The following is a 16,133-nucleotide window of genomic DNA, read 5'->3' on the forward strand; positions in this document are numbered from 1 at the left end:
CGCGGGCAATGTCCCAATGCCAGTTAAAAGTTGGGACGGCGGGAGTCGCATAGGTTAGTGAAACACCGGTTCGGCGCGGCCGAGAGCCTGTATGCCAGATCGTTGGGCGCCAGTTTATCCACTTGCTGTCGGCTTACAAGCCCCGTGGCGCCAATTCATAGTTCCCCTTTTTGCAACCTTGCCGGCTACCGTGCGACAGAACCAACGACGCTTAAGCAAGTCGAGCAGCCGACCCAGACCGTGTACCATCCATTGCCAGCGCAAGGCGATCGTTGTCACAACTGGCTGCCACAGGACGAAGCCCGTGTGTCGGAACGCCGGCAAGTATTCGATGTGCCCCCGACAGCCTGTGATGGGATCGAGCACGTGTCCCCCGTCCGGTTGACGATGAACTGCTACCTGTAGACCGTGCCTGACGAACTTACGTGTATGACCGACGTAAGTTCGATAGCTGCCGTTGATGCCGCCCGGAGTCGAACGGCTCAACTGGGTCGACACTCGACGATGGCGCCGCCATCGAACAGGCTGCGGCGGATGGTCGGTTGAACCGGCTCGTAGTCCGCAACCCAGCGGGACCCGATACCCCCTACATTTCGCTTCTTTTCCCCGGTGATCTGCTGGGTCGCCTCGAAACACTGTGGCCCAGGCAATCCGCAATCTTCGACGACACCTCCGGTGAGGGATGAACTCTTCGTCGTTTGCGCTTGATCAGGCGCCGATCAGATCGAGTCGCGCGGGCGCTTCGGTCAGGGAGTTGAAAAAGCACCCGCTACTTAAGCTCTTCGGAAGGAAACGCGGTGAGAAAATCAAAGTCGCACCCTGCCGCGGCGGAGAGCACGTGATCGTGATACAGCCGCTGGTAACCGCGCGCATACATCCCTTGCGCCGGACGAATCTCAGCGGCACGACGCGCCAGTTCGACCTCGTCGACCAGTAGATCGATCCGCTTGTCCCGCGCCGAGAGCCGGATCCGATCACCGTTGCGCACCAGCGCCAGCGGGCCACCGAGCGCCGCTTCTGGCGTCACGTGAAGCACGATGGTCCCGTACGCCGTGCCCGACATGCGCGCATCTGAAATCCTCACCATGTCCTTCACCCCCGCCCGCGCAAGTTTCTGCGGGATCGGCAGATAGCCGGCCTCGGGCATGCCTGAAGCACTGCGCGGCCCCGCGTTCTGCAATACGAGAACGTCGTCCGCGCGAACGTCCAGACCCGGGTCGTCGATGCGCGCGGCCAGATCTTCGAGCGAGGTAAATACCACGGCACGCCCTTCGTGTTCGAGCAGTTCGGGAGTAGCGGCGGCGCGCTTCAGAACCGCACCGCCGGGCGCCAGACTCCCGTTTAGAACAATCAGCCCGCCATCGGGACTGACCGGTTTCTCCCTCGAGCGGATCACGGCCGTATCGATCGGGTCGGCAAGCGGCCTGTTCAAACGCTCCTCGAGACTGTGCCCGGCGATATCGCGACAAGTCAGATCGAGTTGGGGCATCAGTCCGCGCAGAACGCCCTCCAGCCCGCCGGCTGCATGGAAATCTTCCATGTAACCGCTGCCTACCGGCTTGAGGTCCACGAGTACGGGCGTTTCATCAGACAGCCGGTTGAACTCGTCGTAATCGATCTTCAGTCCGATACGACCAGCAATCGCCGCCAGATGAATCACGGCGTTGGTCGAACCGGAGACCGCGAGCAGCACGCGCAAGGCATTGCGCACCGACGCGGGCGTCACGATCCCGGCCGGTTTCGGTCCGCCATTGAGGGCCATGCGCGCAACCAGCGCTCCGGTTTCTTCGCAATTGCGCAGACGATCCGCGTGCACGGCCGGAATCGCCGCCGAACCGGGCAGCATCATGCCCAGCGTTTCCGCGATCAGCGCCATGGTCGACGCCGTGCCCATGACCGCACACGTTCCCGCTGTGACGGCCAGACGCCCCTCCACTTGCCTGATCTCCTGCGCCGAGACGTTCCCCGCGCGGAAATTCGACCAGAAGCGCCGGCAGTCCGTGCACGCGCCAAGCCGCTCGCCGCGATGTCGCCCGGTCATCATCGGACCGGCCACCACCATTGCGGCGGGCCGCTCCGCGGAGATCGCGCCCATCAACATCGCCGGCACGGTTTTGTCGCATCCGCCGAGCATCACCACCGCATCCATCGGCTGGGCACGAATCATTTCCTCGACGGCCATCGCCATCAGATTGCGATAGACCAGCGAAGTCGGCGAAAGGAAGACCTCGCCAAGCGACATCACCGGAAATACGACCGGCAATGCGCCCGCCGCGAGCACGCCGCGTTCGACCGCCTTGATCATTTCGGGAAAGTGGCGATGGCAGTTATTGAAACCGCTCTCCGAGGTGCAGATCCCGACGATCGGCTTGTCGAGCGATTCGCCGGTGTAGCCCATCGATTTGGCAAACGACCGGCGCAGATAGCGCGCGAAGTCGTGATCACCGTAGTTCGTCAGGCCATTGTCCAGGCCACGCGGTTTTTGATTCATGTCCAGTTCCTTACGATCAGGCGATGCAGCGCGGATACAGCGAAAGAAAACGTCAGATGAAACCAGGAACGAGGCGGCCTCCGACCTCGATAAGTCTAAACGACGCCTATCATCCAGATACCGCCCGGCGCCGCACGCGTGACGGGATGGGCGGGACTCACGCACTGAACGTGTTCGACGGTCGATCCCGGTTTGGGAGGTCACATGTCATCGCTACGCGCAAACGATCTGCTCCATTCGAAGGAAGGGTTCCGTCTGCATGGCCAGGACCTCGACTGCTGGCGCCGCTGGGGGCCTTATCTGAGCGACCGGCAGTGGGGCACCGTTCGCGAAGACTACAGCGACTACGGAACCGCATGGGAGTATTTCCCCCACGAGCATGCGCGCAGCCGCATGTACCGCTGGGGCGAGGACGGCATTGCCGGATTCGGCAACGACCCGCTCGACTGGTGCGTGTCGCTCGCGCTCTGGAACGGGCGCGATCCCATCCTGAAGGAGCGGCTGTTTGGCTTGACCAATGCGCAAGGCAATCACGGCGAGGACGTGAAGGAGCTTTACTTCTACGTCGATGGCACGCCGACGCACTCGTACATGAAGATGCTGTACAAATACCCCCACGATGCGTACCCGTATCAGGACCTGATCGAGGAAAACGGCCGGCGCGGCGCCGATCAGCCCGAATACGAAATCCTCGATACGGGCGTGTTCGACGACGATCGCTATTTCGACGTCTGGGTCGAGTACGCGAAGCACACACCCGACGACATCGTGATGCGCGTAACCGTCGAAAATCGCGCGGATCAGCACGCGCCACTCCATCTGCTGCCGCTCTTCTGGGCGCGCAACCGCTGGGCGTGGTCAGGCAAGCCCGGCAAGCCGTCGCTCACGCTCGAGCCGGAGTCCGCCGAGGGCGCGCGCGTGATCGCGCACAATCCCGCGCTGGGCACGTTGATCGTCACGGCCTCGGCGCCGCAGCCGATCGAATGGCTGTTCTGCGAAAACGAAACCAACGTCCGCCGCCTTTTCGGCATCGCCGGCGCAGGCCCGTTCAAGGATGGCTTCAACGATTACCTCGTCGATGGCGAGGAGCACGCGATACGCCGCGACGCAGGCACCCGCGCTGCCGCGCACGTGGCCCTGTCGCTCGCGCCGCACGAGCGCGCGGTGCTGTATCTGCGCTGGCGTCCGGCGGCACTACCGGGCATCACGCGCGACGACGTGCCGCTCGACTTCGAAGCGCTGTTCGCGCGCCGGATCGCGGAGGCCGATGAGTTCTACGCGGCGCTCCAGCACGACATCAGCGACGCCGATGTGCGGCTCGTGCAACGCCAGGCGCTCGCCGGCATGCTATGGACGAAGCAGTATTACCAGTTCGACGTGACGCGCTGGCACGACGGCGACCCCGGTCAGCCGAAGCCGCCGAAAGGACGCCGGCACGGGCGCAATGCCGACTGGCGGCATATGTGCAACGGCGACGTCGTATCGATGCCGGACAAGTGGGAGTACCCGTGGTACGCGTCCTGGGATCTCGCGTTTCATGCCGCCGCGTTCGCCATGATGGACCCCGACTTCGCGAAGAAACAGCTGCTGTTGCTCGTGAAGGAACGGTACATGCATCCGAACGGGCAGTTGCCCGCCTACGAATGGGCATTCGGCGACGCGAATCCGCCCGTTCATGCATGGGCGACGTGGCGCGTGTACGAACTCGACCGTGAAGTCACGGGCGTCGGTGACCATAAGTTTCTCGAGGTGATGTTCCACAAGTTGCTGCTGAACTTTTCGTGGTGGGTCAACCGCAAGGATGCAGAGGACCGCAACATCTTCCAGGGCGGCTTTCTCGGGCTAGACAACGTCGGCATCTTCGACCGCTCTTCCCCGCTGCCGACGGGCGGCCGCATCGACCAGGCGGACGGCACCGCCTGGATGGCCTCGTATGCGCTCGACCTGATGCAGATCGGACTCGAGCTCGCGATGACGAACAACGCGTACGTCGAAATCGCGGTGAAGTTTTTCGAGCATTTCCTGTATATCGCAGAAGCCGTCGGTTGCAGCGAAGGTTGCAGAACGGGGCTATGGGACGGTCACGACGAATTCTTTTATGACGTACTGCATCTTCCAGACGGAACCCGTGTGCCGATGCGCGTTCGCTCGATCGTCGGCCTGATTCCGTTGTTCGCCGTGCATGTGCTCGAAGAACGCATATACGGCCACCTGCCCGGCCTGCGAGAACGGCTCGCGTGGTTTCTCGATCACCGGCCCAATCTGGCCAAACTCGTATCGCGTTGGACCGAACCGGGCAAAGGCAACACCACGCTGCTCTCGCTACTGCGCGGATACCGGATGACGGCACTGCTGCGCCGCGCGCTCGACGAAGACGAATTTCTGTCCGATCACGGCGTGCGCGCGCTGTCACGCGTGCATCGCGATACACCGTACGAGTTCGATCATGGCGGCGCGCATGTCTGCATCGCGTATCAGCCGGCCGAATCGGACTCGCGCGTATTCGGCGGCAATTCGAACTGGCGCGGGCCTGTGTGGATGCCCGTCAACTATCTGCTGATCGAATCGCTGTATGAATTCCATCGCTACTACGGCGACGAGTTCCGCATCGAATATCCAACAGGATCGGCCAACCGGTGCTCGCTCAGCGAGATCGCCGACGGTCTCGCGCGGCGTGTCACTACCCTCTTTCTCAAGGACGAGCACGGCGTGCGGCCCGTGATGGCGGCTTATCCGCAGTTGCAGGCCGACCCGCACTCGTCTGATCTCGTGCTGTTCCACGAGTACTTTCACGGCGACAGCGGACGTGGCGTCGGCGCTTCGCACCAGACCGGCTGGAGCGGTCTCGTCGCGCTGCTGCTTCAGCCGCGTCTGATGAAGCTGGCCCACGTGGCGACCGATGTCACTGCCGAAAACGCGCCGGCAGGCGCGCCCGTCGCCGAAGATTCGCTGCCCGCGATGGCGCGATAGACGGGCTCGAAAATCCGGAATCGATCGAGACGCGATTCCGGAAACGCTATGTCCTCGACCTATCGGACCAAAGTCTGATTGACCGACCTGAAGGTCACGTGCATCGTCAAAGGCGAACCGCGAACGTTTCGGCCTCCGCTGCCGCATGAATCGTAGGAAGAGCGCAAACATGGACTGGAACCGCTGGTACAGCTTGAAGAGTTACCTCAGATCTTCCCTGTGGACTGTACCGCTCGTCGCGGTGGCGATCTATGCCGTGGTAAAGCCGCTCACTGAAATGCTGGGAAGGTGGATGATCGGACACGACATCCTCGATCCGAAAACCGGCCTTTTTGCGCTGTCCATGACTGGAGCGCGGTCACTTGTCGGCGACATCGTTTCCGCAGACCTGGCGTTTCTGGTGTTTACCTTCGGTTCGCTGCTCGTCGCAATCCAGGTCGCTGGCGGTCAATATACCCCGCGGATCATCGCGACGACCTTGCTGCGCGATAACGTGATCCGCAGCATCTCGGGACTGTTCGTATTCACGCTTCTGTTCGCCAACAGAACCCTGGGCTGGATGGGTGATAGCGAGGTGCACCAGCTTCAGGTATTCATTGCAGCGCTATTCGGATTCGCTTCTGTCGTCGCATTCCTTTTCCTGATTGATTATGCGGCGAAATGCCTGCGTCCAGTAAGCCTCGTGGCTCGGGTTGGGGAGCACGGGATCGCGGTCATCGAAAGCGTCTATCCCGACCCGGCGACGGGTCGAATCACCCCGCCGAGACTTGACCACGAGCGAGGCGTACCTGGCCGCATTGTTCGCCATAGCGGTACATCCGGCATCGTTCTGGCCGTGAATCTCGAAAGACTTGTCGCCAAGGCGAGGCGCACTAACTCGGTTATCGAATTCGTGCCGCAAGTCGGCGACTTTGTCGCGGTGGACGAACCCTTGTTTTACTTGTACGGAGACGCTGACGCAATCGATGAAAACCAGCTGCGTACACTGGTTGCTTTTGGGACTGAACGCACGATGGAACAGGATCCTATGTTCGCGTTTCGCATCCTTGTTGATATTGCGCTGAAAGCGTTATCGGCTGCGATCAACGATCCAACAACGGCCGTGTTGGCCATCGATCAGTTGCAGCGGCTATTGCGTGTAGTCGGAAAACGGTCTTTGTACTCCGAAGAGATGACGGATAAGTCCGGACTTGTGCGCGTCATCTATCGAACGCCGAACTGGGAAGATTTCGTGCATATCAGTTTCCGCGAAATACGTCAGTACGGCGCGGGCAGCATTCAGATCGCGCGGCGTCAGCGCGCGGCGATAGAGAATCTCCTTCAGTGCTTGCCGGAGCATCGTCACGACGCCTTGCGTGTCGAGCTGACCCTGCTGGACCGTGCGATCGGCTCGAAGCATCCATTTCCGGAGGACCTGGCGCTGGCCCGTATCCCCGACTCGCAAGGGCTTGGAGGCTCGGAAAGCTTGACAGCAAGGCAACCGGTCCTTTGAGAGGCAAACCATGCGAAAACTCATCATGGGCATCGTTGAATTCCGGGAGAAATTGCTGCCGCAATACGCGCAGCAGTTCAGCAAACTCGCGCTCGCGCAGACACCTGATGCGCTCTTCATAACGTGCTCGGACAGCCGGGTCGTGCCGGATCTGCTTGCATCGACCCATCCCGGCGATCTCTTTACGATGCGCAACGTGGGCAATCTGATACCACCGGCGACTGCGGAGGGCGTCTCTACCGGAGATCTTTCCGAGGCAAGCGCGATCGAATATGCCGTGCTGGTGTTGAAAGTCGCGAATATTGTCGTGTGTGGACATTCGGAGTGCGGCGCGATGAAGGCCGTATTCTCCAGGCACGCCAAGCTGAAATCACCAAACCTCGATAAATGGCTATGCCACGCCAACAACGCAGCGTTTCGCCTCGAACAGGAAGGTCCGCTCGACGACAGCTTGAAAGCGCACGATCAATTGTCGCAACTCAACGTACTCGTGCAACTCGAGCACCTGATGACCTACCCGATCGTCCGCCAGCAGGTCACTGCCGGGGCACTCGTATTGAGCGGCTGGTGGTTCGACATCGCGACGGGCGCCATGTATGCCTATGAGCGCACGAGCCGCTCATTCGCAGTCATCGATCGCACAATGGCTGATCGGATGATTGCGCGCCTTGCCGCACGGGCAAGGTGACGGGTTGCGAAGCCCGCGACGGGACCGGCATGTCGCTAGGGCCTGTTCACGCTAATAACGGGCTTGCGAACGTGCCTTTGCGCGCGTAGTGCAAGGAGAGAGGAGCGCCGTTTGGCCGAGCCAAACAAGCGACGACCGACGCCGCAATACGGGCGCAAAGGCACGTTCCCCTGTTTTAAAAAAATCCTTCCCGGGGCTGGCCGCCAGAAGGGCCCGTTATTAGCGTGAACAGGCCCTAGCGACCAATGCAATCCCTGCGTCGCGATGCAGACGGCAAGTTCTGTTTCAATGTTCGCTTCCGCACACTTTCTGGCAGAAGAACATGTCACCGCGAATATTGCTATCTACAGTTCATGCGTCGGATCTTAAGAGGCGCGCGTACGCAATCTACATGCATGAAAACGGGCGATGTTTCGCAGTCGGCATGGAGATGAGATAGGGGAGTGATTGAAGTCGAAATGCGATCACCGAACTTTGTGGCAAGCGCAGTTCTGGTTGCCAGAACGTGGCATGCAGCGCCTGTTGGCAACGGCATTGAACTCACACTGACGAGGCCTACATGACCGATTTGAACACGCTGTGGACATACATCAAAAAGCACGCGCCACCCGGCGGCATCGAGGACATTGACGGCAGTCCCGGAAAATTTCGTGACTTGCAGCAGTACCACGAAAAAAAGGTCTCCCAATGGGAAAACGCGGGGGGCGCATCAGTCAGGAAGGCGGGTGAGTTGATTACCGATCCTCTGGCGGTTTGCGGTCTACGGCGCGAAAGCACGCTGCTTTCTACACCGGACAATCCTAAGAGAATCGCCGTCGCGGCCATGCTGCTGGCGATGTCGATCGTCCTGAATCTCGATGAGGATACGCTCAGAAAGGCTAAACCCATTCTGGAAAGGCGCGATATTCTCGACCTCGAGATGCGGTTGAAAATTCTTCTGTCGACGGGCGATGTCTTCCAGTCGAAGCGATTTCCAAGTCTGCAGTTGAAGAACTTCAACAGTGTGTCGATCGGCTTCGAAAGTGTTCAAACGACTTTCCTCCTCGGCGCGGAAAATGCCTTCAAGAGCGCCACCGATCTGCTGACGTTGATGCATCAGCGGCTTTTGCACGCTTCGTCCGGCATACCGGAACAGTACAAGGAAACATTCACCAGCTATTTCGGTAATCCAGACGACAAAGTGGATGTCGCGACGCTTGGATTCCAAGGCGGCTCAGAACTGGGCTTGTCCGGTAGTCAAACCAGAAGCGCGTTGGTGCGCGCGGTGCTGCAATGCGTCTGTAAGGGCATCCGGATGAGGCCAGTGCGCCTCTATTACGGTGGCGGCAGCGTCATCCCCAATGTCCGGGCCTATGCCCCCGACCTCAAGACAGTTCGCCGTGACGGGAAAATAAGCATACACCTGGCGATCGACTTCTTCGGTCTCGAACAACAGGTGATTCATGACGGAACGAGCATTAGCCGTGGCGCGGGCCTTATTCACGAGTTCACTCATGCACTGGCCGGGACGATAGACGTCGACCAGGCATTTATGCCAGGCCGATGCCGGGCGCTTGCAAAGGATACGGATTTCGGACCGCGCGTGCTCGCCAATGCGCAGAGTTATGCATCGTTCGTTGAGGACGCATTCGGCTGACGGTTGCGCAGTCGACCGCATTCAGCCGCCCGCTGTTTGCATGGCCGAGAAGGGGCCCTTATGCACTTTTGAGCGGCGCATCGAGCGGGTCTCCCGCCTTCAGGCGATCATGCGAACGGCCAGCGCTTAGGTGCACCTTCCGTTCCATTGATCGCAAGCCCCTCACTGTCCCCCGGCGTCATAGTAGTTGTCGCCTCTGAACTTTCTTATCAAGAAGAGTCAGAGGTACAAGTTGAAGACGAAACAAACGTATTCTGTTGAGTTCAAGGAGCAGGCGCTGTCGAAGGTTCTGCAGCGCGGGAGCCGAACGGTTGGCGCCGTGGCTGACGAATTGAACGTGAACGTACTGACATTAAGGAATTGGATGAGAGGCACCGCCGCCGCGAACCGGAGCTCGAGTTCTGGGCACACAAGGCGTCCGGAAGACTGGTCGCTGGAAGAACGCCTGATTGCCTTGCAGGAGAGCCACGGCCTGGCGGACGAAGCATTGAACGGCTGGTGTCGGGAGCGCGGCCTGTTTTTGCATCATCTCGCGCAGTGGCGAGCGGATTTTTGCGCCGTTGGCGCAGCCGGTAGCCGACGTGAGAGCGCCCAGGAAGTACGGGATCTGAAGCAGGCCAATGTTCAACTGCGGCGCGAACTGAAGCGCAAGGAGCAGGCGCTGGCCGAAGCTGCGGCGCTACTGGTGCTGCAAAAAAAGTACCGCGCGCTCCTCGGGGACGAGGCCGAATGACGGCCCCTGAAGAGCGCAAGGCATTGATCGGCCTCATCAACGAGGCGACCCTGGCCGGGGCTCGGCAGGCGCACGCGTGCGAGATTCTGGGGCTCAGCGCGCGCACAGTTCAGCGCTGGCAGCGGGGCGAGCCTGACGCGATGGACGGGCGCTCGTTACGGCACCACGAGCCGCGCCACAAGCTCTCTGCCGAGGAACGCGCCGAGCTTCTGGCAGTCGCGAACTCGGCCGAATTCGGTCATCTGCCGCCAAGCCAGATCGTGCCGCGACTGGCAGACCAGCAACGCTATATTGCCTCCGAATCGACGTTCTACCGGGTACTGAAGGCCGAGAAGCAACTCGCCCACCGGCGCAGCGAACGGCCGGCCCACGCTCGCAGCAAACCCCGTTCAGTTTGCGCCGACGCGCCGAACCAGCTGTATTCCTGGGACATCACGTATTTGCCGACGACGATCCGTGGACAGTATTTTTATCTCTACCTGTTTCTGGATGTCTTCAGTCGCAAGATCGTCGGCTGGCAGGTCTATGCCGAGGAAAGCAGCGTACTGGCCAGCGAAGTCCTCAGGGACCTCTGCGCGCGCGAAGCGATACGGCCCAACCAGGTGATTCTGCATTCGGATAACGGCGGCCCGATGAAAGGCGCGACGATGCTCGCCACCCTCCAGGCGCTGGGCGTCATGCCGTCGTTGAGTCGCCCGGGCGTGAGCAACGACAACCCTTATTCCGAGTCGCTGTTCAAGACCCTGAAGTACCGGCCCGCTTACCCGCTCAAAGCGTTCGATACCCTGCTGGCCGCACGTACCTGGGTCGGCGCACTGGTGCGCTGGTACAACGATGAGCATCGTCACAGCGCAATCCGGTTTGTGACGCCCGCGCAGCGTCATGCCAACCTCGATCAGGATATTCTGGAACGACGCACGGCGCTTTACGCGAGTGCTCGGCAGCGCAATCCGCTTCGATGGAAGGGCCGCACGCGCAACTGGCAGCGCGTCGATGCTGTGCATCTGAACCCTGATCGCATCGATGACCAGGGCATCCATCAACAACGCCGCAATCTGGAGCGAAAGGCCGCCTGAAATTTATTCGTTGAGGCGACAACTAGCTTGAAAATTTCCGCTGTTACAGCAAAGGCGTAAGCACCTGGTCAGATAGAACGAGGCTTCGGCGTCGTCAGCACAACGCTGCGATATCGCGAATTGGGTGCAGTGCCAGATTATTCGTCATCGTTCCCGTGATGATGATGGTGCTCCCAGCCCCTGTGCCAACCATGATCATGGTGCCAGTGCCTGTCACGGTCGTCGTTGTATTCGTACCCATAGCCATATGTGTAGCTCTAGTTGGCAGATAAACGTGAAGTGTCAGCCTGGTAACCGTTTGTAAGGCGCTGTGCCCTCCGGTTCTCTGCGTGCTTACGAAGCACTCAGCGAATCGCCATAGACACGCACACGCTCACCAACCTGAACGGTAGGCTGCGTGTCGTAGTTGAAGTTTCGATAACTGCCATCCTGCACTCTGACTTGCACCTGGTACGTGGCATCTTTGCGTACGGCATGTTCGATACTTGCCGCTGGCGAGAATCACAGCAACGGCAGCTCCGGCGACCAGAGGGTGAATGCGGCTGTGCGGGGACGAATCGGAAGGCAGGTTTGTGTTCATTGCTGGCTCCATGGTATGTGCCTGCAAGAACGCCAATGCCATCAAACCGGTGGACCCTGCTATTGTGAGATTTGTAAGCGGTTGTCGCTCGCCGGGACGCGTTGGCATCACCCGCTCCAACGGGCCACGATACGTCACGCGCCTGCAAGCGATCCGCGTGCGGTGCGCGCCTCCGGTAGAGTCGTGAAAAGGAAAAGTGCTTCGGCTACTGTAGACCGCATTCGGCAGTAGCCGGCCATGAAGCGACATTGGTACGGCATTGTCGAACGTCGGTTCACAGGTGCCAAAGCAGCCATTGCGGTTTCCGACTCGCTACCAGGGCAAATGCTCCTCAATGACAGATATCGACGATTAACGTTCGCGCCTGCCTGAACCGCTCCAAGTTTTCCCGGGGGCGGTTCAGCCGGTCCGGTCACTCGCACCTTCTTGACTGGACTGCCCGGCCGTCAGCCCGAGGGCCTGAATCAGCCACCGATAGAACTCTTCCTTTGTTCTCGCTTCAATTCCCGAGCTTCATCTGCACCTTGCGGCCGACGCGTCCTTGTAACTACGTCGTCGCCGCGGCCGCAATCGAAGTGCCGACTGTGGGCCCGAGGGCTTGTGCAAACTCGACGACGGTTTGAAGTTGTATGCTGTTTATCGCGAATTGGGGAGGCACGATCTTGCCTGCCTGCGACTCCACTACCGTCACAAGCTACTTCAAGTCACGTGCATATTGCCTGCCTTGGCCGTCAAATGGGTCGTCGTCTCAAGAGGAGGAGCGCAGGGCGAGCTGCGGCCGATCGGATGAATCCATGCTGGCTTCCTTTACGCGCGGTAACCTGTTTCCTGTATCAAGCTCGTCAAGTAGGTGCGAGCGCTGCTTCACCGCTTCGCCTCCATCGGCTCGCCGAGCACGAATGGGCCGCCCTGGAAGCGTTGTGCGGGATCGTCGTGCGAGTCGCCCGGTGCAGTCGCGGGGAAACGTTCTGCGAACTGCACAGCGCTGTCGCGCGGGTTGAAGCCGAGGAAGCTGGCTTTCGTATTGTCCCACCACTTGACCGGATTGTTCGACGCGCCGTACACGACCACGTGCCCGACGCGGTTCGTGAACAGCGAACACCGCACCAGTTCGATGAAGTCGCGATAGCTCAGATACGTGACGAGCATGCGTGGATTCTTCGGCTCTTCGAACGACGAGCCGATTCGCAGGCACACCGTCTCGATGCCGAAACGATCGTAGTAATACCGCGAGAGCGCCTCGCCGAAGCACTTCGTCACGCCGTAGAGGCTGTCCGGGCGCTGCGGCGCGTCGGTGTCGAGCACTTCGGTGACCGGATGAAAGCCGATCGCATGATTGGAGCTCGCGAACACGACGCGCTTCACGCCGTGCCTGCGCGCGGCCTCATACACGTTGTATGTGCCGGCAATGTTCGCTCCGAGCAGATCCTCGAACGGGGCGTCGATGGAGATGCCGCCGAGATGCACGATCGCATCGACGCCCTCGACGAGCTGCATCACCGCCCGCCGGTCCGCCAGATCGACGATGGTCGTTTCCTCATGTGGCGCGGGTTCGCTGAGCTTCGCGATGTCGCTCACGCGCACGACGTCGGCCCAGTTGGCGAGCGCGCCGCGCAACTGGCGGCCCAGGTTGCCGGCGGCGCCGGTCAGAAGCAGACGCCGGAAGGGCTTGAGCGACGCTGTGGTTGTTTGGCTCATCAAGAAAATTCCTGAAAAATGATATTTTGGAAAACGTTTTCCAGACTATAACGACGGGCGACATACAGCGTCAATTGTCGATCACGCCGCCACCAGGTAGCGGTTTAACCTGGTGGCATTTGCCCGCTGACCGCGTTTCCTGCGACAATCTGTTAACAAAATGGAAAACGTTACCTTCCGCATGAAAAAACTTTCCCCAACGATTCGTGACGTCGCCGCTGCGGCCGGCGTGTCGGTCGCCACGGTGTCCAAGTACATGAACGGTGCGCAGCGCTTCTCCGCGCCGGTTGAGGCGCGCCTGAAGGCGGCGATCGAGGAACTCGGCTACCGCTCGAATCCGCTTGCGCGATCGATGATCACCGGCCGCTCACGCACCATCGGGCTGACCATTCTTGACATCAGCAATCCGCACTTCACGAACGTCGTGAAGGGCGCCAACCGCGTCGCGCTGCGCCACGACTACACGCTGCTGCTCGTCGACACCGACGAAAACCAGGCGCGCGAGCGCCCGCTGATCGAAGCGCTCGCGCAGCGCGTCGACGGCCTGATCGTCAGCTCGCGGATACCAGACGACGAGGCGCAGTGGCTGCTCGATCTCCACAAGCCACTCGTGCTGTTGAGACGCAGCGATGCGCTGCCGATCCCGAGCGTCGGCATCGACAACCGGCTCGCAACGTACATGCTCGCGCGGCATCTGCTCAACCTCGGGCATCGTCACATCGCCTACCTCGGTTTCGGGCAGGCGCGCATCAACGACGAGCGCATTCGCGGTGCGCGCGAGTGTCTCGAGGAAGCTGGCCTCACGCTCGACGTGTACGACGCGCACGCGCCGACCGCGCATGCAGGCGAGGACGCGTGCTCGCGCGTGATGCTCGGTCCGCGCAGGCCACAGGCGGTAATCTGCTACAACGACCTGATCGCACTCGGCTTCATGAAAGAGGCGGCGTCGCTGGGCATCAAGGTGCCGCAGGAACTGTCGGTGACCGGCGTCGACAACGTCCCGTACGGCGAGTACGCAGCGCCCGCGCTTACCACCGTCGACATCCAGAGCGAGAAGATGGGCGAGCTCGCGATGCAAAAGCTCATCGACGCGCTCGCGGGCCACGCGGTGGCCGGGCATTCGACGTTCGAGCCGAGGCTCATCGTCCGTGAATCGACCGCAGCCTGTGGCTGACACGCCTCGCGCTTTCACGCGTCGAGCTTCGCGGGCGTCATGCGCGGCGTCAGCATCTGCATGACGGCCAGGGCGACGAGGTAGGCAAGCGCGCCGATCGCGAACAACACCCAGTAGTGGCCGGTGCGTTGCAGGACCTGCCCGATCACTTCCGAAAACAGCACCGCGCCGATCGAGCCCGCCATCCCGCCGATGCCGACCACCGCGCCCAGCGCGCGCTTCGGGAAGAGATCGGACGCCGTGGTGAAGAGGTTCGCGGACCAGCCCTGATGCGCTGCCGCCGCCAGTCCGACGATCGCGACCGCGCCCCAGAGGTTGTCGACTTGTGAGACAAACGCGATCGGCAGCACGCAGCACGCGCAGATCAGCATCGCTGTCTTGCGCGCGGCGTTCACGCTCCATCCGGCACGCAGGAGCGCCGAAGAGAGCCAGCCGCCGCCGATGCTGCCCACGGTCGTCATCGCATAGATGCAGACGAGCGGCAGGCCGATGTGCTGCATGTCCATACCGCGCGACTCGTTGAGCCACTTCGGCAGCCAGAACAGATAGAACCACCACACCGGATCGGTCAGGAACTTACCGATCAGGAACGCCCACGTCTGGCGCTTTCTGATCAGTACACCCCAGCCCGGCGCGCGGGCATTCACGTTGGCGGCATCGAGCACCTCGACTTCGTCCTGCCCCTCCTCGTGGGAGCGCGGGTCGGCGGACCGGTAGAGCGCGAACCATACGGCCAGCCAGACGATGCCCATCGCCCCGATGATCACGAACGCCGCGCGCCAGCCGAACGCCAGCGCGAGCGGCGGAATGATTGCGGGCGCGAACACCGCGCCGATATTGGCGCCTGAGTTGAAGATGCCGGTCGCAAGCGCGCGCTCGCGGCGCGGGAACCATTCGGCAGTCGTCTTGATGGCGGCAGGGAAGTTGCCGCCCTCGCCGATGCCGAGCAGCGCACGCACCATGGCGAAGCCGGTCACCGAGCCGACCGCTGCGTGCAGGACTGCAGCCACGCTCCATATCAGCATGGCGAGCGCGTACGAAATGCGCGTGCCCAGCCAGTCGACGATGCGGCCGAAGCACAACAGGCCGACTGCGTAGAACGCCGAGAAGGCGATCACGATGCGGCCGTACTGCACCTGGGTCCAGCCGATGTCGTGCTGCAGCACTGGCGCGAGCAGACCGAGAATCTGACGGTCCATGTAGTTGATCACGGTCGCGAAGAAGAGCAACGCGCAGACCGTCCAGCGGTAGCGGCTGGCGGTGCGGGCGAGCCCGATGACGGCAGTTTGCATGTAAGTCTCCGTTGCGCGGCGTCGCTCGTCGCGTCGCGCTATGTGTCATTGATGGCGATGAACGCCGAGCCCGCGACGCATGGCACTGCGGGCGGCGTTACGTCACGAGCACGTCCAGTTAGGAAAACGTTTTTCTAGGTTAGAATATTTGTGATGCTTTTACTAGCCCATAGTTTACCTAGTCTTGCGCATCAGGTACCAACGGTGTGACCATCCCGTCCTGACGTTTAGTTAATCGTTTTCGTTGGCGTCCGCGGCAGCCTGAGTCAGGCCGAGATGGTGGGACGTCGACGGAGATCGAGG

The 16,133-nt window shown here is 61.0% G+C and carries 8 protein-coding genes and 2 pseudogenes; 6 read left to right on the plus strand and 4 right to left on the minus strand.

Features of this window, described 5'->3' with window-relative positions; genetic code table 11:
- Positions 1-769: 769 nt before the first annotated feature.
- Positions 770-2,491 carry a dihydroxy-acid dehydratase gene (locus OKW30_RS01405; protein WP_429346089.1) on the minus strand — a complete coding sequence of 574 codons (1,722 nt, stop codon included), beginning with the start codon at positions 2,489-2,491 and terminating at the stop codon, positions 770-772.
- Positions 2,492-2,695: 204 nt separating this feature from the next.
- Between OKW30_RS01405 and OKW30_RS01410 the strand changes: the two genes are divergently transcribed.
- The 5 genes and pseudogenes from OKW30_RS01410 (at position 2,696) to OKW30_RS01430 (ending at position 11,086) form a co-directional block, all read left to right on the plus strand.
- A complete protein-coding gene (locus tag OKW30_RS01410; RefSeq protein WP_429345775.1) occupies positions 2,696-5,461 on the plus strand; it encodes an MGH1-like glycoside hydrolase domain-containing protein in 2,766 nt (921 codons plus the stop codon).
- 169 nt (positions 5,462-5,630) lie between these two features.
- Positions 5,631-6,953, plus strand: coding sequence for a DUF2254 domain-containing protein (locus OKW30_RS01415; RefSeq protein ID WP_429345776.1), 1,323 nt, complete (start codon positions 5,631-5,633; stop codon positions 6,951-6,953).
- 10 nt (positions 6,954-6,963) lie between these two features.
- Positions 6,964-7,641 carry a carbonic anhydrase gene (locus OKW30_RS01420; protein WP_184039512.1) on the plus strand — a complete coding sequence of 226 codons (678 nt, stop codon included), beginning with the start codon at positions 6,964-6,966 and terminating at the stop codon, positions 7,639-7,641.
- A gap of 559 nt (positions 7,642-8,200) precedes the next feature.
- Positions 8,201-9,277 carry a hypothetical protein gene (locus OKW30_RS01425; RefSeq protein WP_429345777.1) on the plus strand — a complete coding sequence of 359 codons (1,077 nt, stop codon included), beginning with the start codon at positions 8,201-8,203 and terminating at the stop codon, positions 9,275-9,277.
- Between the two features lie 232 nt (positions 9,278-9,509).
- A pseudogene (locus OKW30_RS01430) lies at positions 9,510-11,086 on the plus strand (IS3 family transposase).
- Between the two features lie 333 nt (positions 11,087-11,419).
- Here the strand turns inward: OKW30_RS01430 and OKW30_RS01435 are convergent.
- Both OKW30_RS01435 and OKW30_RS01440 read right to left on the minus strand, forming a co-directional pair.
- Positions 11,420-11,569 (minus strand): annotated as a pseudogene (locus tag OKW30_RS01435) (glycine zipper 2TM domain-containing protein); the annotation flags it as partial.
- Between the two features lie 961 nt (positions 11,570-12,530).
- Positions 12,531-13,364, minus strand: a complete 834-nt coding sequence (locus tag OKW30_RS01440) for an NAD-dependent epimerase/dehydratase family protein (protein WP_429290303.1) — start codon at positions 13,362-13,364, stop codon at positions 12,531-12,533.
- Positions 13,365-13,524: 160 nt separating this feature from the next.
- On the opposite strand from OKW30_RS01440, the gene OKW30_RS01445 reads away from it, so the two are divergent.
- Positions 13,525-14,538 carry a LacI family DNA-binding transcriptional regulator gene (locus tag OKW30_RS01445; protein WP_260336517.1) on the plus strand — a complete coding sequence of 338 codons (1,014 nt, stop codon included), beginning with the start codon at positions 13,525-13,527 and terminating at the stop codon, positions 14,536-14,538.
- A 14-nt stretch (positions 14,539-14,552) separates the two neighbouring features.
- On the opposite strand, the gene OKW30_RS01450 is transcribed toward OKW30_RS01445, so the two are convergent.
- Positions 14,553-15,830 (minus strand): MFS transporter, encoded by a 1,278-nt coding sequence (locus OKW30_RS01450; RefSeq protein WP_429290302.1) that lies wholly within the window; start codon positions 15,828-15,830, stop codon positions 14,553-14,555.
- Positions 15,831-16,133 lie beyond the last annotated feature (303 nt).

Source organism: Paraburkholderia sp. Clong3 (genome assembly GCF_050436485.1).
GTDB lineage: Bacteria > Pseudomonadota > Gammaproteobacteria > Burkholderiales > Burkholderiaceae > Paraburkholderia > Paraburkholderia tuberum.